The organism is Paenibacillus taihuensis (assembly GCF_003386535.1).
Taxonomy (GTDB): Bacteria; Bacillota; Bacilli; order Paenibacillales; family Paenibacillaceae; genus Paenibacillus_Z; species Paenibacillus_Z taihuensis.
In genome coordinates this window covers 27,567-44,879 of record NZ_QTTN01000048.1, presented here as the reverse complement: position 1 = coordinate 44,879, position 17,313 = coordinate 27,567, and the positions used below count along the sequence as shown (strand labels likewise).

Sequence of the window (17,313 nt, the reverse complement as noted above, 5' to 3'; positions counted from 1 at the left end):
CATCTGTAAGCGACAGCTTGCACCGTCTTTCCCAACTCGACCATGCAGCCAAGTTGCATATCCGGTATTAGCATTCGTTTCCGAATGTTATCCCGGTCTTACAGGCAGGTTGCCTACGTGTTACTCACCCGTCCGCCGCTAACCTTACCCGAAGGTAAGGTCCGCTCGACTTGCATGTATTAGGCACGCCGCCAGCGTTCGTCCTGAGCCAGGATCAAACTCTCCATAAAGGCGAAATGGCGGAGCCATTTGCGCCAAATGAATTCGCTTGTTAGCTCATTCAAAAAACTAGCTTGTTTTAAGACCTTTTGACAGGTCGCTCATTGTTCAGTTTTCAAGGAACAAATTGTTTCTTATTTCTCGTTCCAGTCTCGCGACCGGAATTAGAATATACCATACATCGAAACTTAATTGCAAGCTTTATTTTTGGGCTTGTTTTTCGTTTCGTCCACCGTGTTAACGTGTACGTCTCAGCGGCGGAATTAGAATATAACATGTCCCGCAACTGATGCGCAACAGGTATTATTTTACAATAAAAGAAGGAGCCAAAGCAAGTTGCTTTGGCTCCCTCGAAAACTCCCCAATCTAAGCCCAATTCTCGCAGCCCTTAAACGGCATATGTTTGCCTTCTACATACTTCGGAAACGGCAAGTATTCATTAACGCCCGGCACTGCATTACCGCGTAGTAAGAACGCTGACGGCCATTGCGGAATCGTAATTCGCGTGCTCGTCGGAATGTAACGAATCGTTAATCCGCAGCGACGCAGCGGCGAATGGTTCGGCTCGGAGCCGTGGATGACGTTCGGATGATGCACCGACACGCCCCCTGCACGAAGAATCAGATCGACTGCCTTATCCTCTTCGACTAGCGATGGATCTACTTCAGACTCCAGCACGTTCGCTGTATTCGTATTCGATTTCATCTCCTGCAGCTCCATCGACTGGGTGCCCGGAATAACACGCAGGCAGCCGTTCTCTGGCAGGGAATCGTCCACAGCAAGCCAGAGCGTCACGACATTCATCGGCTCAAGCGGCCAGTAGCTGCCGTCTTGATGCCACAGTACAGGACGACCGTCAAACGGCGGCTTACTTATATAGTGGGATGCAAACAGCGCGATGTCCGGACCGATGTACTGCTCGGCAATATCAAGCAGTCGGTCGTCGCTAATGAGGCGGACCCAGAAGGGATCATCTTTCATTAGCGTGTGGCCGAGATTCTCAGGGCGAAGATCCGGATTTTGCTTCATCAGCCAGTTTACGTGCTCTGCAGCTTCTTGGATGAGTGATTTATCGAGGACGTTCGGATATACGGCGTAACCATTGACGTCGTAGTGTGCTTTGGCCTGCTTCAATTGTTCTATGGACATGGCAGGTTCCTCCTCTAAGGGTACTCTTGCATTTCTTTATTTTAAACGCTTACATCTGAAGCTGTCCATAAGCCTATTACCGCCACATGAAGGAAATATACCTGCACGAAGGCTGTTGCCTCAATCGCAAAGGATGCCCTTGGCGTACGATAGTACATCGAATTTATCGCGGGGGTTGAGCACTATTTATGAAGGCAGTTGTCACCGGAGGCGCAGGTTTTATCGGTTCTCATCTTGTGAAGGCTTTACTGGAAGGCGGCGCCGTCGTACATGTCATTGACAATCTGTCCTCAGGCAAACGCGAGCAAGTCGCGCCAGGGGCTGTGCTGCATACCGAAGATGTCCGCTCGGCGGAAGCGAAGCGGATCATTGCCGCCGTCAAACCAGAGCTCGTCTATCACCTGGCAGCGCAAGCGGATGTGCAGCAGTCGATCCTCGCACCTTCCCTTGATGCATCCGTCAACGTAACAGGCACGATCAATATCCTTGATGCATGCAAAGAGGCCTGCGTTAACAAAATCATTTTCTCATCCACATCAGGCGTCTATGGCAATCTGGCGAAGGAGCGGATTACGGAGCGTGATCCTGCTATCCCGATCTCATTCTATGGCTTGTCCAAACTGACGGCTGAACGCTACATCCATATGTACAGCCAGCTCTACTGTCTCTCCTATACGATACTCAGGTATGGCAATGTGTACGGTCCAGGTCAGACGGCCAAAGGCGAAGGCGGCGTCATTGCGAATTTCATGGAAAGAGCCTTAGGAAACCTGCCTCTCTACATTAATGGAGATGGCGAGCAGACCCGCGATTTCATCTATGTCGGCGATGTCGTACGCGCGAACTGGGCTGCGGCAAACTACGGCGATCAAGAAACGATCCATGTGAGCACCGGCAAAAGAACGTCAGTAAACCGTATCGTGCAGCTGCTGCGCGACATGCATCCTGCAGAAATACCAATCCATTACCGACCTGCACAATCCGGCGATATCATGCACAGCTGCCTTGCGAATCAGAAAGCCATCAAGAGCCTTCGGTGGGATCCGGCAGTCAGCATCGAGCAAGGTGTAGCAGAAACGTATCGGTCGTGGTCGCAGCACCAATAGAGCAGCATCCACTTATATAGAAGAAGCCTTGAAATGCACTGCCGCATGAAGCGACTTTCATTTCAAGGCTTTTTCAGCTTTGGTTATGGGGCATAGACAGCACCTTGCAGCGAATAAGGTCCGGTAATCCGAGCCCGCTTCTCCGCTGAACGAACGGTTAAGAAATAACGTTGTGCTGGGGCTGCGCCGCCAACAATGGTATGCCGTTCCGTGGAACGTGCACGCAGAAAACAGGATTCCATATTCCAATAAAGGACTGTCCCTGTCTCGGAGCTCTCGCGAAGCATAATTTCAAGATCCACGGAATCCCATTCGAACAGCCGCTCCCAGCCGATTTCGAAGCTCAGCACGATCCGATCGCCCGGAGCCATGTTAGCTAGTCCTACTGATGCAAGCACAAATTCGTCAGGTCCGACGAGAAAGGGGGCGAAGCTGCCTGAATCCGCAACCATTTTGTCCGAAAATTTCATCGCTACCATCCCTCTTCGTTTGATTTGCTCAATCAAGGCATGCGGTCGAAGTCCTTGTCTGTAAAAATAGCGAGCACCGCGCCTTTGCTGCGAACGATCATCGTCACAGCCGTGGTGCCGTATGTGAACGTAATGCTCCAGCCCATAGAAGTACATCCATGCCGGATCACCTTCTTTGACGCCAAGCTGCGGGTTCAGCTTATAGTTCATCGTCAGCTCTATGGCGACAGATCCGTGCACATGAGCGACGTGCGCAGTCCGCCGTGCTCGCCCCCGTTCAAATGCCCTTGCTGCAAAAATATCATGCGTGTGGATGAGATCATACTCAGCTTCGCCATGATGAGCGGTCTAAGCACATCCTTCGACAGCTCCTTGTTCGTTCCCGGCATATGAACTTTGGCGTTGTCCGGACTGTTGCCCAGCATATCGACCTGATGCCCCATCGCTTCAAGCCGTTCCTTCAGCTGCAGCATATACTTCCATACGCCTCCGACATGCGGGATCGCCCAATAGGTGGCTAGTAGTATTTTCACGCTGTCTGTCCCCCTCCCCGTGCAAGTCCGAATAGTACATTTTATTGGCGTCGTATGGGAAGAGCCACGGGCAGTTCGCCCCCGGCAACGGACTATTTACCAAAATGTAATATAGGCATCTTCATAGAGGGTGTTGAATATAAATTCTTTGTGTAGTATATTTATGCATATAATCGTTTTGAGGGGGATTTCTGAATGTCTCTTACTGTAAGGAATGTCGAGGCTGCTGATACAACAAGAGTAGCTGAGCTGATGCATAAATATATCGTTGGGTTTTATAAAAATCCATGGCCGGGCGATGATAAAATCGATGAGTTGATCCAGACGCTGCTGGAAAAAGAGGAAGGTATCCAGTTCGTTGCCGAGAAGGACGGCGAGCTTGTCGGCTTCGCTACTATCTACTTCTCACACAGTACGATGAAGGCGCAGAAGATTACGGTGATGAACGATTTCTTCGTCCTCGAACCCTACCGCGACACGCAGGTGGAGTCGCTGCTGTTCCTGACATGCCAGAAGTATACGCAGGATATGGGATTCTCGCATATGACGTGGATTACGTCGACGGAGAACAAACGCGCGCAGCAGTTTTTCGATCAAGTCGGGGCTGTGCAGGGGAATTGGCTGTCATACTCCATCGTATAAATAAAAAAGAGACTTGCGGCTGAAGGAACGAACTTAGGGATAGTTCGCTCCACGGCTGTAAGTCTCTTTTTGCGTTGAGAAGTTGGGTAAAGATAAGGATTAAGGATTAAGGATTAAGGATTAAGGATTAAGGATTAAGGATTAAGGATTAAGGATTAAGGATTAAGGATTAAGGATTAAGGATTAAGGATTAAAGATTAAGGATTAAAGACTTACAAAGCTGCCGCCCGATTCTGCGGACTTCTGCTCTGCTTCAATAATATCGATCGTGCGCGCTGCGCTCTCTGGCGTACAAACCGTCGTAGGCGTGTTCGTCGCGAGTGCATTCAAGAAGGCACGGATCTCGAAATAGTACCCCATATCCTCGGACAGCTCGGCAACGAAGCTCGCGCCTTCGTTCGGATTAACGGTCACTTGGCCGTTCTCAAAAATCAGATTGCCGCCCTCGAAGTTCACCCGGTAGGTCATCGCAAAACCGAAGTCGCCGCGAAGCGTCCAGTCCGCCTGTGCGTTCAGCACCAAGCCATCCTCGTATACATAGTGGGTCGACACGATATCGTAGGCGCTGCCCGGGATAACGTTGCGTCCGATTGTCGATACCTTCTGCGGAACGCCGAACAGCCAGTTAACCATATCCGTGTCGTGGATATGCATGTCCATCAATACGCCGCCGCTAAGTTTGCCGTCGAGGTACCAAGGCTGCGGAAGACCGGAGCCGCGGAAGAAATAGCCGCCAAGCGGTTTGCCGTAGCGTCCATCTCCGATGCAGGACTTGAGGTATTCATATGCCGGCCAGAAGCGGAGGCATTGCGCAATCATCAGCTGCTTGCCCGCGCTCTTCGCCGTCTCGACCATCTTCCAGCTGTCTGCTGCGGAGCGTGCCATCGGCTTCTCGCACAGGACATGCAGGCCGCGCTCAAGCAATTGGCAAGTGAGTTCCGCATGAGCCGTCGTCGGCAATGTGATATCGACCATATCGAGCTCTTCGTTCGCCAGCATATCTTCAATGCTCGTATACAGATTAAATCCGGACAGGTCGTACGTATCTTGATTTGTCGCGATATTGCCGATTGCCGCACCGTTCTTCAGCTCTTCGATGCGCAGGTCGCAGATCGCTACGAGCTGAACCGGCTCGCCTTCCTTCATCAATCTTGTATATTGGTCAAAATGCATTCTGCCCATAAATCCGAAACCGATCAAGCCTACTTTAATCATTGGAAGTTTCGCTCCTTTATTAGATCCGGCCCAGGATGGCATCCATTGCGCGGGAAGTGTTGTAGATGATTTGCTTGCCATGATGCGTGTACGAAGGGATCATTTCGCCAATAACATAGCCGTCATAGCCGACGGTATTGAGTGCTTCGACAACCGCTGGGTAGTTCACATCGCCAGCGAGCAGGTCCACGAAGCCGTGCAGGCCGCCAGCTTGTCTGCGATAGTCTTTGAAATGCACCTTCTTGATGCGCTTACCCAGGATACGGATCCACTGCTCCGGATATCCGCTATGAAGGACGTTACCTACGTCAAAATAAGAACCTACGTAGCCGGAACCAACTGTATCAATGAATGTTCTAAGCTCAAGCGGAGAAAGGAAAAGCTTGTTCCATACGTTCTCGATGCCGATGTTCACGCCAGCCGCCTTCGCATCCGGAGCGAGAGCCGTGATGCACTCGAGGGCACGGTCATAGGCACGCTCATAGTCGACCACTTCGCTGTCTGGAATGAAGTCCACGCCGACTGCGCCTGGGATGACGAGAATCGTATCCACATTGAAGGCTGCTGCCAGCTCGAGCTGCTTGCGCGTAATGTCCATCGCCTTCGTGCGAGTCGCTTCCGATTCGCTTGTCATGGAGTAGGACCAGTAGAGACCCGTTGCCAGACCGCAAATTTCGATGTCGGCTTGCTCCAGATGCGACTTGATCTCGTGAATTTCCTGCTCCGTTGTTTCCAAGCTAAGCTCGCCAGACTCGTTCAGCGCCAGCTCGATCCCCTCGAAGCCCGCATCCTTCGCAGTGCGAATGCTCTCTGCAATCGTCATTCCTTGCGGGAACGACCAAATGTTTATCCCCTTCTTCATAAGGCTGTCATCCTCTCGATTTGTGTTTTTCCCGTTTCAGGTCTATTGGTGAACATGTATAATGTAACTAGTGATAATCCAAGTATAGATGATTAGGTGGCGAAAATATTTAGCGGATAGAGTGATAATTTGTAAGATTCCGAGATTGTTGGTGGGATGTGCAGGAAGGGACTCCGGCCGGGCAGTGATGGCCGGGGGATGAAAGTAAAAGAGAATCGCAGGATGGTGAGTTCCAGTTGATGAAGCGGCAGGTTGTGCCTTATCGTGAATGGTCGCCGAGCATTCACTATGCTCAGTATCAGCGGCTGTTGCCAGGGAAGCTCGTGCATCGGCGGCTGTATGATTATGAGCTGTTGTATGTGCGCCAAGGCGAGGCGGCTACGACGATAGATGGAGTACGTCATGCCTGGAAGGCGGGGCAGCTCGTCTACTTGCCTGCCGGGCTGTATCACCAGAATGAGGTGGTGTCGAGTCCGGATGCGGAGCTGCTTGGGATTCATTTTGATTATTTCGGCGAGCTGGAAGTGAGCTCGGACGAAGATATGGTCGTGAACGAGCTGTATCCGATGGCGGAGAAGTTCTGCATCGAGCCGATGAATGAGACGTTCCCGCCGTTGTCGGAGCAGCTGATCTACACGCCGCCGCATGTATGCGTTCAGCTGATGGAGCAGCTTGTCGAGGAGTTCACCGCCCGGCCGGCGGGGTACGAACTCGTCTGCAAAGCGCTCATGCTGAACATTCTGATGCAGCTGCAGCGGACGCGGTCGACGCTGCATGAGCGTGCAGCGGAATCGGTGCATGGTCAGCGTATTCTGGCGCTGATGAAGCAGATGGAAGCCGCGCCGGCCGAGACCTGGCCGAGCAAGCGGTTTGCGGAGTCGCTGTGCATGACGGAGGATCATGCAGCGAAGCTGTTCAAGCAAGTCGCGGGGCAGCCTCCGGGCGAGTATTTGCGAGCCCTGCGGCATCGCGAAGCGCGGCGGCTTCTCCGTGAAACGGAGCTGTCTGTGGAGGCGGTCGGGGCAGCGGTCGGCTGCCCCGACATCCATTATTTCAGCCGCCAGTTCTCGAAGCAGGAGGGGCTGTCGCCGAGCATGTACCGCAAGCTGTCGCGGGTGCTCTAGGTGGCGCGGGTCAACCTCGCAGTGGCATCAAGTAACTGGATTTCTTAAGTCGGGAGAGCGGCTATGATCTCTCGCGAGCACAATGTGGACGGTCGGTGCCGCCCCCCCAGACAGTTGCGCTGTTCTGAGAGTCGGATTTTCCTACTCCCAGAGCAAAAACGAGTTAGTATTGCTGCTGAGAGTCGTATTTTCCGATTCTCGAGTGACATTTGAGGGTTGATCCTGGTCTGTGACATTCTGAGAGTCGGATTTTCCTACTCCCAGAGTGAATTGGGGTTAGTTTTGATACTGTGAGTCGGAAATCCCGACTCTCAGTATTGTTTAGTGTCGCAGCCTACAACTGAGAGAGGGTTTACCTTCTCTTCGTGGTGAATGTGGTGGTGTTGGGCACGTGAGAGAGGCCTTTCCCTCTCTCAGAGGCGAATTAGGCGTTTTTGATCGCGTGAGAGGTCCCGCCCTCTCGCGGTGCGCGGCTTGCGGCCCGCTCTCGCCCAGCGCCCAGCACTCAGCCCGCCGCACAACAAAAAAACCCGCAAGTCATCGAAAATGACTTGCGGGCGAACATTAGCTGCCTGCTTCGCTGCTGCCGCTGTCGGCTTCGGCTTTGTTCTTCGTCCCTTTGCTTTTGTACGGCTTCGGGGCGCTCTTGAGCTTGTTGGCGCTGCGTTGCCAGCGGTTCCAACCCTTCTTGTCGGTGCCGCGGCCAGTGCCGCCTTTACCTTTTGCCATGCGTGTTCCCTACCTTCTATTCAGCGACGCCCACGTTTGCTCAAGCCACTGATCAAATCCCGTTTCCTTATCGCCCTCGTATGTATCGTAAACATCGGTTCTCATCTTCTGCAGCTTCTCTTTGAACGCTTCGTACGAGTGCCCTTCCGGCAGGCTCTTCTTGATGCGCACAAGAACCTTCTTCACGTCTTTGATCAACTCGCCGCTCTTGCGTACCGGCTGCTCCATCTCTTCGCCAAGCTCGCGCAGTGCACGATGCGCCGCTTCCTGCACTTGATAAACGGTATCACTCTTCGCCATACGCGTCAGCTGCTCTACCGCTTTCTGCCCGCCAAGTTTACCGAGCTCCTCTACTGCTGCAAGACGAGCCCGCCAGTTCGACATGCGGCTCGCTTCTCTCTTCAAATCCTCGATGCTTGGTGCACCAGTTCCTACAACTTCTTCCGTATGTTCCATATCCAATCAAGCTCCCTCGCATTTTTACGCATTCTATATAAGGCAGTATATCCTATTATGCAGCTTACAGCCCTATAGAACGCTACTACGATGTGAGCCGAAAGTCAATGCTTGTCTTGTTTGGCCAGTGCCCTAACATGTGAAGGGCGGGGGGCGAGGCGAAGGGGGGGGATGGAACCACTACCCCATCTGCTTCGCATTCGTCCGATACTGGCTCGGCGTAATGCCGTACACCTTCTTGAATTGCGTGAAGAAGTGGCTGCGGCTGGAGAAACCCGACTTCTCCATAATATCGGTGATCGTATCCTTCGACGAGACAACCAGCTGAGTCGCGTACTCAAGCCTCGCATTGTTGATATAATCCGCCACCGATACGAGCCGATGCTTCTTGAACAGCTTGCCAAGATACGCGGGCGACAGATCAACTTCCTCAGCAATCGAATCGAGCGACAACGCCGGATTCGCCAAGTCGCGCTGGATGATCTGGGTCACCGTGCCAAGCAGCTTCACATATTTGTTATCCTTCTTCGCCTCCAGCTCCATGGCAAGCGAATCGAACAGCTCGAAGAAATCCGTCAGAACCTGCCCCACGGTTTCCATCTTCTGCAGCTTCATCAAATACGCATTGAAGTTAAAGTCCACTTTCATGGCATGATTTGATTCCAGCACCTCGATCGCATAACGAATAAGCAGCAAGAGTCGGATGAACAACGAGTTCAGTGCCGTGTAACTGTATGTTGATGCACCTGCAACAATCCCGTTCAGCGCCTGCTTCGCATCCTCGAAACGTCCTCCAATAAGCGCCTCTGTCAGCTCATCATCCCGCTCCTGCGGGTATTTGATCTCGTCCGTCCGACCGCTGATCGTCTCACTGAAGACCATGCTTTCATACCCATAGATCAACCGATAATAAGACAAGTCCACCGTCTTCAAGTAATGGAAGTTCAGCTGCGTTATCGACTCGAACGGCTCGCTGCATGTGATGGATGCCGTAAAACGCAAGTAGCGATGCGTCTGCTGTTGAATTTGCTCGAGAATCTGAACCAGTCCTCGATTCCCGGAAGGTTCATGCAGCCCATGCACCTGCAGCAGAATCATCACCTGATCCTCATCCGTCTCGATGCACTCATGCGCATACGCGGGCGCCAGCAGCTCGGTCACAATATTAACGACACCGAACTTCAGCAGATCGCGGTCGCCTCGGCTGTACTTTCTGCATAACTCCGGGAAGCGGTCTATCTTGAGCAGGACAAGCAAGAAACTGCCTGCCGGATCGAGCGTAATGGCATACTTATGAAATTGGCTCTGCAGATACTCCCGCGTCAGCAGCACACGCGATTGAATGACTTTGCGCAGAAACTCCTGCTTCCGGTCGTAGAACTCGCTGCGCTTCTCCAGCTCCAGCTGGTTGTAATTTTGGATCACCATCGAAATCGGGACGAAAAGCCTGCGGGCAAAATAGAACGACAGCAGAATGCTCCCCACAATAAACAGCACGACCAACAGATACGTCTTCTCTTTCATCTTCTCTACATCTTTGACGATGAAGCGATATGGCGTAATGCTGACCAATTTCCAATCGAACGCATCGGTCGACGTGTATGTAATGAACGAATCGACGCCGTCTACATCCATGCGCAGGCTGCCGGAATGCTCCTTCGAGCCGTTGATCTGCTTAATATAGGCTTGGTCGTGCAGATCCGTCAGCAGCGGATGAACCGAATCATCCGATAGCAGCTCCCCCTTGGAATCGATGATGAAGATCCGATTGCCGCTCTCACGACTTTCACGGCTCCCACCACCCCCACCGCTCTCACCACTCAACGGTTGAATGCTCTGCTTCAGCCAATCTGCCGATATGTTCAGAATGATCGCTTCGTTCACTTTGCCGCTCGATACTTGCGAGTCGAAGAAGAGATAGGAATACACATAGATGCTTTCCGGCGCGCCAGTCGAGATGCCTGCGAGCACATTTGGAATTTTGCGAAGAACGATGCTATGGGATCGGTGGTTCTGAATGTCGTCCAGAATATCGAAGATGCCTTTGTCAGCGAAGCTCCCCCGGTCATAGGAGAACTCCGGCATGGGCACGGCATGAATGTGATCGCCATTATAGACGTAGATGGATTGCAGGAACGGATAAATATTTTTGTACGATTGCAGCTTGTTCTGGTATTTGAAGTAATCGTCGGGAGCGACGTCCGTATAGAGCAGATCTTTGATGACATCGTCAAAAAAGGCAGTCGTCGATACGGATCTCGCCGTCTGCTCGAGAACGCTTACATTTTGGCTCGTATTTTGAAGATCGGTCACTTGTTGATGGTACACTTGGCTAAGCGCGAATTTCTCGAAGTTGCGGTTCAGCAGGGAGGATTGCAGAAAGAGCAGCAGCACGGTGCTGACGAGGAAAGGAAGCAGAATCGTTAGAAAAAGCTGATACGGGTTTTTGAGGACGAATTTTCTAAACATCGCAACTCAACTCCTTCCAATCAAGCCTATCACACAACCGGAATTCTCATCAACGGATTCTCCCGTAACTAGCGGCTAAAAGACCACTTTGCGAACAAAAATCGGATTTGAGAACTACCCATTTCGCCCAAAATCGAACTCATATCCCGATTGAGAAATTGCCCCATAGCCGTCCTTCCCCTATGATCAAGACATGAATGACAGCGCAACCATCATACCGCAAAGGAGTGGGCTTGCTCGTGTTCAAACTCCCCTTCCTGTCGCCGTCGCGACATTTCAAGAAGAATCTGCAGTTAACGCTGCTGGCGCTTCCCGCGATGCTCATCATCCTCGTCTTCTCGTACGTGCCGATGGGCGGCATCTTTATCGCATTCAAGAACATTAATTACACCGATGGCATTGTCCACAGCCCCTGGGTCGGCTTCGACAACATCAAGTTCTTCTTCACCTCGAACGATGCCTGGCTCGTTATCCGCAACACACTGCTCTATAACATTGTGTTCATTGGAGTAGGAACCTTCATGTCCGTCGTCTTCGCCATCTTGCTTAATGAGGTGCTTAGCCGCAAATGGCTGAAGGCCTATCAGACCATCTTCTTCTTCCCGTACTTCTTCTCCTGGATCATCGTCGCGTACATGGCGTACTCGTTCATCGGTCCATATGGCGTCATCAGCACCTGGCTCAGCAAGCTCGGGTACGAATCCTTCGACTTCTACTCGGAAACGTGGATTTGGCCGATCCTGCTCACCCTCATTAATATTTGGAAGGGGCTCGGATATGTCAGCATTATTTTCTATGCGGGTATTCTAGGCATCTCGCAAGAGTACTTCGAAGCTGCTGAAATCGATGGTGCCTCCAAGCTTCAAGTCATTCGCAACATTACCGTACCGCTGATCATGCCGCTCATTACCATTATGACTCTGCTGTCGATCGGCAAAATCTTCTACTCCGACTTCGGCCTCTTCTTCTTCGTGCCCAGGGAGGTTGGCCAGCTGTTCCCGGTGACCCAGGTAATCGATACGTATGTGTACCGCATGCTGAAGGTATCCGGCGATATCGGCATGTCTTCGGCAGTGGGCTTATTCCAGTCGGTCATGGGCTTCATCGTCGTGCTGATCAGTAACTATGTGGTGCGGAAGATCGATGACGATAACAAACTATTCTAACCAGGAGGTGAGCGCATGACCGCCGTGCCCTTGAAGAAAAGAATCCCCCAGCTCCTCATTCATCTCGTATTCGTCCTGTTTAGTCTTGCGTGTATCGTACCGCTCATCTCCGTTCTGTCCGTCTCGTTCAGCAACGAGGTCGATATTCTGAAGAATGGCTACAGTCTCTGGCCCCGCCAGTTCGATCTCAACGCTTATACCTATGTGCTATACCGACCGCTCCAGCTGCTCGGCGCCTTCAAAGTTTCCATCATCGTCAGCGTCGTCGGTACGGTATGCGCTGTCCTATTCATGGCCGGCATCGCTTACGCCCTATCCCGCCATGATTACAAATTCAAGAACAGCCTCAGCTTCTACGTCTTCTTCACGATGCTGTTCAACGGCGGGTTAGTGCCGACGTACATTCTGATCAGCAACTATCTCCATCTGAAGAACACGATTTGGGTGCTCATCCTGCCGTACTTGGCGGTACCTTGGTTTATTTTGCTGCTGCGGTCGTTTATGCAGAAAATTCCGTACCACATCATCGAGTCCTGCATGATCGACGGGGCGAGCGAGTTCCGGATCTTCTTCCAGATCGTGCTTCCGCTTGCCAAGCCGGGGCTCGCTACCGTTGCCCTGTTCACGATGCTGCAGTACTGGAACGACTGGTGGCTCAGCCTGCTCTATATCGAAGAGGAGCATCTCGTCCCGCTTCAATATATGCTCTATCGGATGATGAACAACATCTCGTTCCTCACAAGTTCCACGAATATGATGCCGGCTAGCATGAAGAACGTCGTATTGCCTTCAGAATCCGCGCGCATGGCTATGGCGATTCTCGCTGCTGGACCGATGCTGGCGGTATTCCCTTTCTTTCAAAAATATTTTGTGCGAGGACTTACGGTCGGTGCTGTGAAGGGATAAATGTCGGAAGTGTAAGGAAAGCAAGGACAAAGGTGCTTAAACATGGACCGGCCATCCATTTTAAGATAAGCGGGTTAAACAAAAAGGGAGGATTCACGATGCAAAGAGCAGTCCGAATGTCAAAGCTTGGCCTAGTATGTACGATCATTCTGCTCGTCTTCAGCATGCTCGCAGCAGCATGCGGCAGCAATTCCAGCAACAATAACAATAGTTCTGGGGCATCGAACAACACAGCGAAGAATGATTCAGCAGCAGCGGACAGCTCAAATACAGATACATCGGGCAACGCGGCAGCAACGGATAATTCCGGCGGGACGGCGGCGAATACGACAGCAGACCTCCCAGAGGTGAAGCTGACCTGGTATTTCCCGGGAAACTGGCCTCAGCCTGAGCAGGATAAAGTGTTCGCGGAAGTGAATAAAGTCGTCAAATCCAAGATCAATGCGACGATTGATTTCAAAGCGATTCCGTTCGGCGACTATGATCAGAAGATGCAAGTCGTTATCGCTTCCGGCGAACCGTATGACATCACGTTCACAGCGGGCTGGATCAACAACTACACCCAGAACGTAGCGAAAGGCGCTTTCCTCCCGCTTGACGATCTGCTTGCCAAGTATGCACCGCAATCCTACGCTTCCATGCCCGCTTCCTTCTGGGATGCTACGAAGATTAAAGGTCAAATCTATGGCTTCGTGAATCAGCAAATTTCTGCGCGTACGCCTGCTGTTGCAGTACCGAAGTCGCTGATCGACAAGTACGCTCTCGACATGAATGCGATCGGCGGCAAAATCGGTCCGGACACGCTGAACCTGCTCGAGCCGTTCATTCAAGCGGTCAAGAAAGACAATCCGCAGAAATATCCGGTCATCGGCATTGACCCGGACTTCTTCAACGTAGAAGCAATCGTCGGCATTAACGTGCCGGGCGTCGTCGCCTTTAATGATGATTCGCTTACGGTCGTCAACCAGTTTGAGTCGGACGGCTTCAAGAAGTTCCTTGCAACAATGCGGGACTGGAATGCCAAAGGTTATCTGAACGCAAAAGAGCGTCTGTCGAAGAAGTCCGATGATTGGGTGGATGGCAAAGCCGGCAAATTCATCTTCAACATTGGCGGCGCGTTCAAGCCAGGCGGCGCGAACCTCAGCTCTGCCCTCGGCGGCGAGCCGTACGTCGAAGTGCCTGCAGGCACTGCTCACTTAACGACAGGCGGTATTACGGCAACGATGATGGCGATCAACCGCAACTCGAAGAACCCGGAACGGGCGATGATGCTGCTCGAGCTGCTTAACACGGACAAAGATCTGTACAATCTGCTCAACTTCGGCATCAAGGACGATCATTACAAAATCGACTCCGACGGCTTGATGATTCCAGGCGATAACCAACAGGGCTATAACCCGCAGGTGCCTTGGATGTTCGCTTCGAACTTCCTCGCGAACGTGGAGAAAGGTATGCCTGCCGATGTTTGGGAGCAAACGAAGAAGGTCAACGCCGATGCGCTGCCTTCCAAGCTGCTTGGCTTCACTTTCGATGCGGAGCCGGTCAAAGGCGAGATAGCGAAAGCGACGGCGGTATGGGATGAATACTCGCGCGCGATCAACCTCGGCGTCACTTCCGAAGAGAAATACAACGAGTTCCTGTCGAAGCTGAAATCTGCCGGCGCGGAGAAGATCATCGCCGAGATGCAGAAGCAGATTAACGATTGGAAAGCCGGTAATTAGGCGAGTTGGAGGTAAGTTGAAGGTGAGTTGAAGGTAAGTTGAAGGTAAGTTAAAGGTAACAAGAAAGCTCCTGCACGAGGGACGTTCCTTCGTACGGGAGCTTCTCTTTTAGTTGATGAGATTCGCTATTAATCTTGCAACAAGAATCGATACCCGATGCCCGGCTCCGTCTCGATAAACTTCGGCCTTGTCGGGTCCTCTTCCAGCTTCTTGCGGAGATGACCGATGTAGATGCGCAGGTAGTGGCTGTCGGATTCATGATGATGCCCGCCCCACACCTGCTGCAGCAGCTGGCGCTGGGTGATGACTTTGCCAGCATTCGACGCAAGCACCTTCAGCAGGTCGTACTCAGTCGGCGTCAACTTCACCCGATTGCCGTCCAGCTCCACAAGCCGCTGCGCCAGATCGAGCTTCAAGCCGCCGAACTGCAGTATCGGCTCATTCGTCGAGCTCGCCACATGCCGCAGCGCTACGCGGATGCGGGCGAGCAGCTCGCCCATGCCGAACGGCTTCGTCACATAATCGTCCGCGCCGCTGTCGAGCGCGGCGATCTTATCATCCTCGCGCTCCTTCGCCGTCAGCACAATGATCGGCACGCGCGACCACTCGCGCACCCGCTGCAGCACCTCCATGCCGGACATGTCCGGCAGCCCCAAGTCCAGCACAATAAGATCCGGATGGACGATGCTCGCCTGATAGATGCCCGTCCCTCCGTTAGCTGCTTCATGCACCTCGAAGTGATGCGCCTGCAGCGTCACCCGAAGCAGCTTCACGATCTGCGGCTCGTCATCAATAACGAGAATGCGCGCACCGTTTCCGCCTGTCGCTGTCATACGTCCTCACTTCTCCTTTCCTCTTCCGCCGTCATGCGATCAATCGCCTCACGGTTCCCGATCGGAAGCGCGATACGAATCACTGCCCCTTTTCCGTTTCCATTGCCGTTTCCGTTCCCGCTCGCGGCCGCCGGCTGTTCCGCCGTAATCGTGCCGCCATGTGCCTCCACAATACCTTTGCATATCGCGAGCCCCAGTCCCGTTCCGGTCACATGACTCGCGCTGCTTGCGCGGTAAAACTTCTCGAAGATCCGCTCTTCCTCGCCCTTTGGAATACCCAGCCCCTCATCCGCTACCGTGATGATAACTTGCTGCGACGCCGTATCCTCTTGCACCGCAATTACGATCTCGCTGCCATCCGGCGAATACTTAATTGCATTGCTGAGCACGTTCACGAGCACCTGCTCCAGCAGCACTTCATCTCCTGCAAAATACGACGGATGCGAAGGCAGCTGAATCCGAATGCGACGGTGCTGCTGATAATTCTTCACCTGCGCCAGCACAACGCCGAGCATATCTTCGACGTCGCAGAAGCTCATGCGCAGCCGAAGCATGCCGCTCTCCAGCTTCACCATGCCGAGCAGGTTCGTCACGAGCCGGTTCATCCGCAGCGCGCCGTCCCTGATCGTAGCGAGCAGCTCCAGCCGATCGGCGGAGCTGAAGATTGGCTCCCCTTCGATGAGCCCCGTTGCGGAGCCGATAATGGTCGCCAGCGGCGTGCGCAGCTCATGCGACACCGAGTCGAGCAGCGCTGTCCGCAGCCGCTCCGACTCGGCTGTCAAATGCGCGAGCTTCGCCTCCTCCCCGAGCTTCACGCGGGCAATCGCGGTAGCCGTCAAGCCGCCGAATGCTTCGAGGAGTCTCTTGTTCTCTTGTGTGAACACCGCCGCTTCGTTCCCATTCGCGGTCTGGACAGCGAGCACGCCATAGATTCGCTCCTCCGTGCGCAAGGGCACATACAATCCCGAATATTCCCGCAGCGTGCCGGAGCCTCTGCCTGCCATCTCGCCGTGCCGGAACACCCACTTCGCGATAACCATTTCGGATTCTCCGCTGCCAAAAACCGCCTCATCACCGCTCACCGACGATGTTGCGGCCAACTGAAGCTCCTGCTCACCGGTCCCGCTTCCGTCTCCGCTTCCACTGCCGTTGCCGCTGCCGCGTGGCAAATAGATCACCACTTGCGCCGCATCCAGCGTCGCCGACACTTGCCGGCACACATTGCTCAGCAGCGTCTGCAAATCCGAGATCGCTGTCATCTGCCTGCTAAGGGTATACAGCGATGCCGTATGCGCCTCGCGCTGCCTCGCATACCGAAGCTGCAGCTTCAGCCTCGCCGCAAGCGTCGCGGTCAATGCGGCAACTGCCAAGTAAACGAAGAAGGAGAACAAGTACCGCAGATCATCCACAGAGAAGCTGAAGAATGGCGGCACGAAGAAGAAATCGAACGCCAATACACTAATCGCCGCCGTATAGAATGATGGCCCAATTCCCCAATAAACGGCGCTGAACAGCACCGGAAATAAATACAGCAACACAATATTGACCCGGTCATAACCGAGTCCCACCGCATGCAGAAGCACAGTCAGCAGCACCACGACCACCGTCACGGAAACATACGGCAGCCAAGCCCAAGGCAGTGCAGCATGCGCTCCTCGCCCTTTTCCCCGCGCTGCGTCCATTCTCATCACATCCCACTACTCGCATCTGCCA

The 17,313-nt window shown here is 53.0% G+C and carries 16 protein-coding genes and 1 rRNA gene; 6 read left to right on the top strand and 11 right to left on the bottom strand.

Annotation, left to right across the window (positions count from 1 at the left end):
* Together A8990_RS27225 and A8990_RS27220 are read right to left on the bottom strand one after the other, a co-directional pair.
* Positions 1 to 230 (bottom strand): 16S ribosomal RNA (locus A8990_RS27225); the annotation flags it as partial.
* Between the two features lie 355 nt (positions 231 to 585).
* Entirely contained in the window at positions 586 to 1,368 is a 783-nt protein-coding gene (locus A8990_RS27220) for a phytanoyl-CoA dioxygenase family protein (RefSeq protein WP_116192180.1), read from the bottom strand.
* A 188-nt stretch (positions 1,369 to 1,556) separates the two neighbouring features.
* Here A8990_RS27220 and A8990_RS27215 point away from each other — a divergent pair, with 188 nt between their 5' ends.
* Complete coding sequence (locus tag A8990_RS27215) at positions 1,557 to 2,474, top strand: NAD-dependent epimerase/dehydratase family protein (protein ID WP_116192179.1); 918 nt, start codon at positions 1,557 to 1,559, stop codon at positions 2,472 to 2,474.
* Positions 2,475 to 2,557: 83 nt separating this feature from the next.
* On the opposite strand, the gene A8990_RS31320 is transcribed toward A8990_RS27215, so the two are convergent.
* Positions 2,558 to 3,154 carry a hypothetical protein gene (locus A8990_RS31320; protein WP_147306883.1) on the bottom strand — a complete coding sequence of 199 codons (597 nt, stop codon included), beginning with the start codon at positions 3,152 to 3,154 and terminating at the stop codon, positions 2,558 to 2,560.
* An 8-nt stretch (positions 3,155 to 3,162) separates the two neighbouring features.
* A complete protein-coding gene (locus A8990_RS27205) occupies positions 3,163 to 3,477 on the bottom strand; it encodes a hypothetical protein (RefSeq protein ID WP_116192177.1) in 315 nt (104 codons plus the stop codon).
* A gap of 195 nt (positions 3,478 to 3,672) precedes the next feature.
* On the opposite strand from A8990_RS27205, the gene A8990_RS27200 reads away from it, so the two are divergent.
* A complete protein-coding gene (locus A8990_RS27200; RefSeq protein ID WP_116192176.1) occupies positions 3,673 to 4,119 on the top strand; it encodes a GNAT family N-acetyltransferase in 447 nt (148 codons plus the stop codon).
* 204 nt (positions 4,120 to 4,323) lie between these two features.
* Here A8990_RS27200 and A8990_RS27195 read toward each other — a convergent pair whose 3' ends face one another.
* Entirely contained in the window at positions 4,324 to 5,334 is a 1,011-nt protein-coding gene (locus A8990_RS27195) for a Gfo/Idh/MocA family protein (RefSeq protein ID WP_116192175.1), read from the bottom strand.
* A gap of 19 nt (positions 5,335 to 5,353) precedes the next feature.
* Positions 5,354 to 6,196: a sugar phosphate isomerase/epimerase family protein gene (locus A8990_RS27190; protein ID WP_116192174.1), complete on the bottom strand. Its 843-nt coding sequence runs from the start codon at positions 6,194 to 6,196 to the stop codon at positions 5,354 to 5,356.
* Between the two features lie 239 nt (positions 6,197 to 6,435).
* On the opposite strand from A8990_RS27190, the gene A8990_RS27185 reads away from it, so the two are divergent.
* Entirely contained in the window at positions 6,436 to 7,320 is an 885-nt protein-coding gene (locus A8990_RS27185; RefSeq protein ID WP_116192173.1) for a helix-turn-helix domain-containing protein, read from the top strand.
* A gap of 564 nt (positions 7,321 to 7,884) precedes the next feature.
* Here A8990_RS27185 and A8990_RS27180 read toward each other — a convergent pair.
* The 3 genes from A8990_RS27180 to A8990_RS27170 all read right to left on the bottom strand — a co-directional run bounded on the left by A8990_RS27180 (position 7,885) and on the right by A8990_RS27170 (position 10,974).
* Positions 7,885 to 8,049: a DUF3934 family protein gene (locus tag A8990_RS27180; protein WP_116192172.1), complete on the bottom strand. Its 165-nt coding sequence runs from the start codon at positions 8,047 to 8,049 to the stop codon at positions 7,885 to 7,887.
* Between the two features lie 9 nt (positions 8,050 to 8,058).
* Positions 8,059 to 8,505 carry a HEAT repeat domain-containing protein gene (locus A8990_RS27175; protein ID WP_116192171.1) on the bottom strand — a complete coding sequence of 149 codons (447 nt, stop codon included), beginning with the start codon at positions 8,503 to 8,505 and terminating at the stop codon, positions 8,059 to 8,061.
* A gap of 180 nt (positions 8,506 to 8,685) precedes the next feature.
* Positions 8,686 to 10,974: an AraC family transcriptional regulator gene (locus A8990_RS27170; RefSeq protein WP_116192170.1), complete on the bottom strand. Its 2,289-nt coding sequence runs from the start codon at positions 10,972 to 10,974 to the stop codon at positions 8,686 to 8,688.
* 239 nt (positions 10,975 to 11,213) lie between these two features.
* On the opposite strand from A8990_RS27170, the gene A8990_RS27165 reads away from it, so the two are divergent.
* The 3 genes from A8990_RS27165 to A8990_RS27155 all read left to right on the top strand — a co-directional run bounded on the left by A8990_RS27165 (position 11,214) and on the right by A8990_RS27155 (position 14,767).
* On the top strand, positions 11,214 to 12,140 hold the full coding sequence (locus A8990_RS27165) for an ABC transporter permease (protein WP_245996251.1): 927 nt from the start codon (positions 11,214 to 11,216) through the stop codon (positions 12,138 to 12,140).
* A 15-nt stretch (positions 12,141 to 12,155) separates the two neighbouring features.
* The gene (locus A8990_RS27160; RefSeq protein WP_116192168.1) at positions 12,156 to 13,046 is read left to right on the top strand and encodes a carbohydrate ABC transporter permease; all 891 of its coding nucleotides are present in this window, start codon (positions 12,156 to 12,158) and stop codon (positions 13,044 to 13,046) included.
* A 98-nt stretch (positions 13,047 to 13,144) separates the two neighbouring features.
* Positions 13,145 to 14,767 (top strand): ABC transporter substrate-binding protein, encoded by a 1,623-nt coding sequence (locus A8990_RS27155; RefSeq protein ID WP_116192167.1) that lies wholly within the window; start codon positions 13,145 to 13,147, stop codon positions 14,765 to 14,767.
* A gap of 128 nt (positions 14,768 to 14,895) precedes the next feature.
* Here the strand turns inward: A8990_RS27155 and A8990_RS27150 are convergent, their stop codons facing one another.
* Together A8990_RS27150 and A8990_RS27145 are read right to left on the bottom strand one after the other, a co-directional pair.
* On the bottom strand, positions 14,896 to 15,600 hold the full coding sequence (locus tag A8990_RS27150; protein ID WP_116192166.1) for a response regulator: 705 nt from the start codon (positions 15,598 to 15,600) through the stop codon (positions 14,896 to 14,898).
* Positions 15,597 to 17,282: an ATP-binding protein gene (locus A8990_RS27145; RefSeq protein WP_116192165.1), complete on the bottom strand. Its 1,686-nt coding sequence runs from the start codon at positions 17,280 to 17,282 to the stop codon at positions 15,597 to 15,599. The genes A8990_RS27150 and A8990_RS27145 overlap by 4 nt, the downstream gene beginning before the upstream one ends.
* Between the last annotated feature and the right edge of the window lie 31 nt (positions 17,283 to 17,313).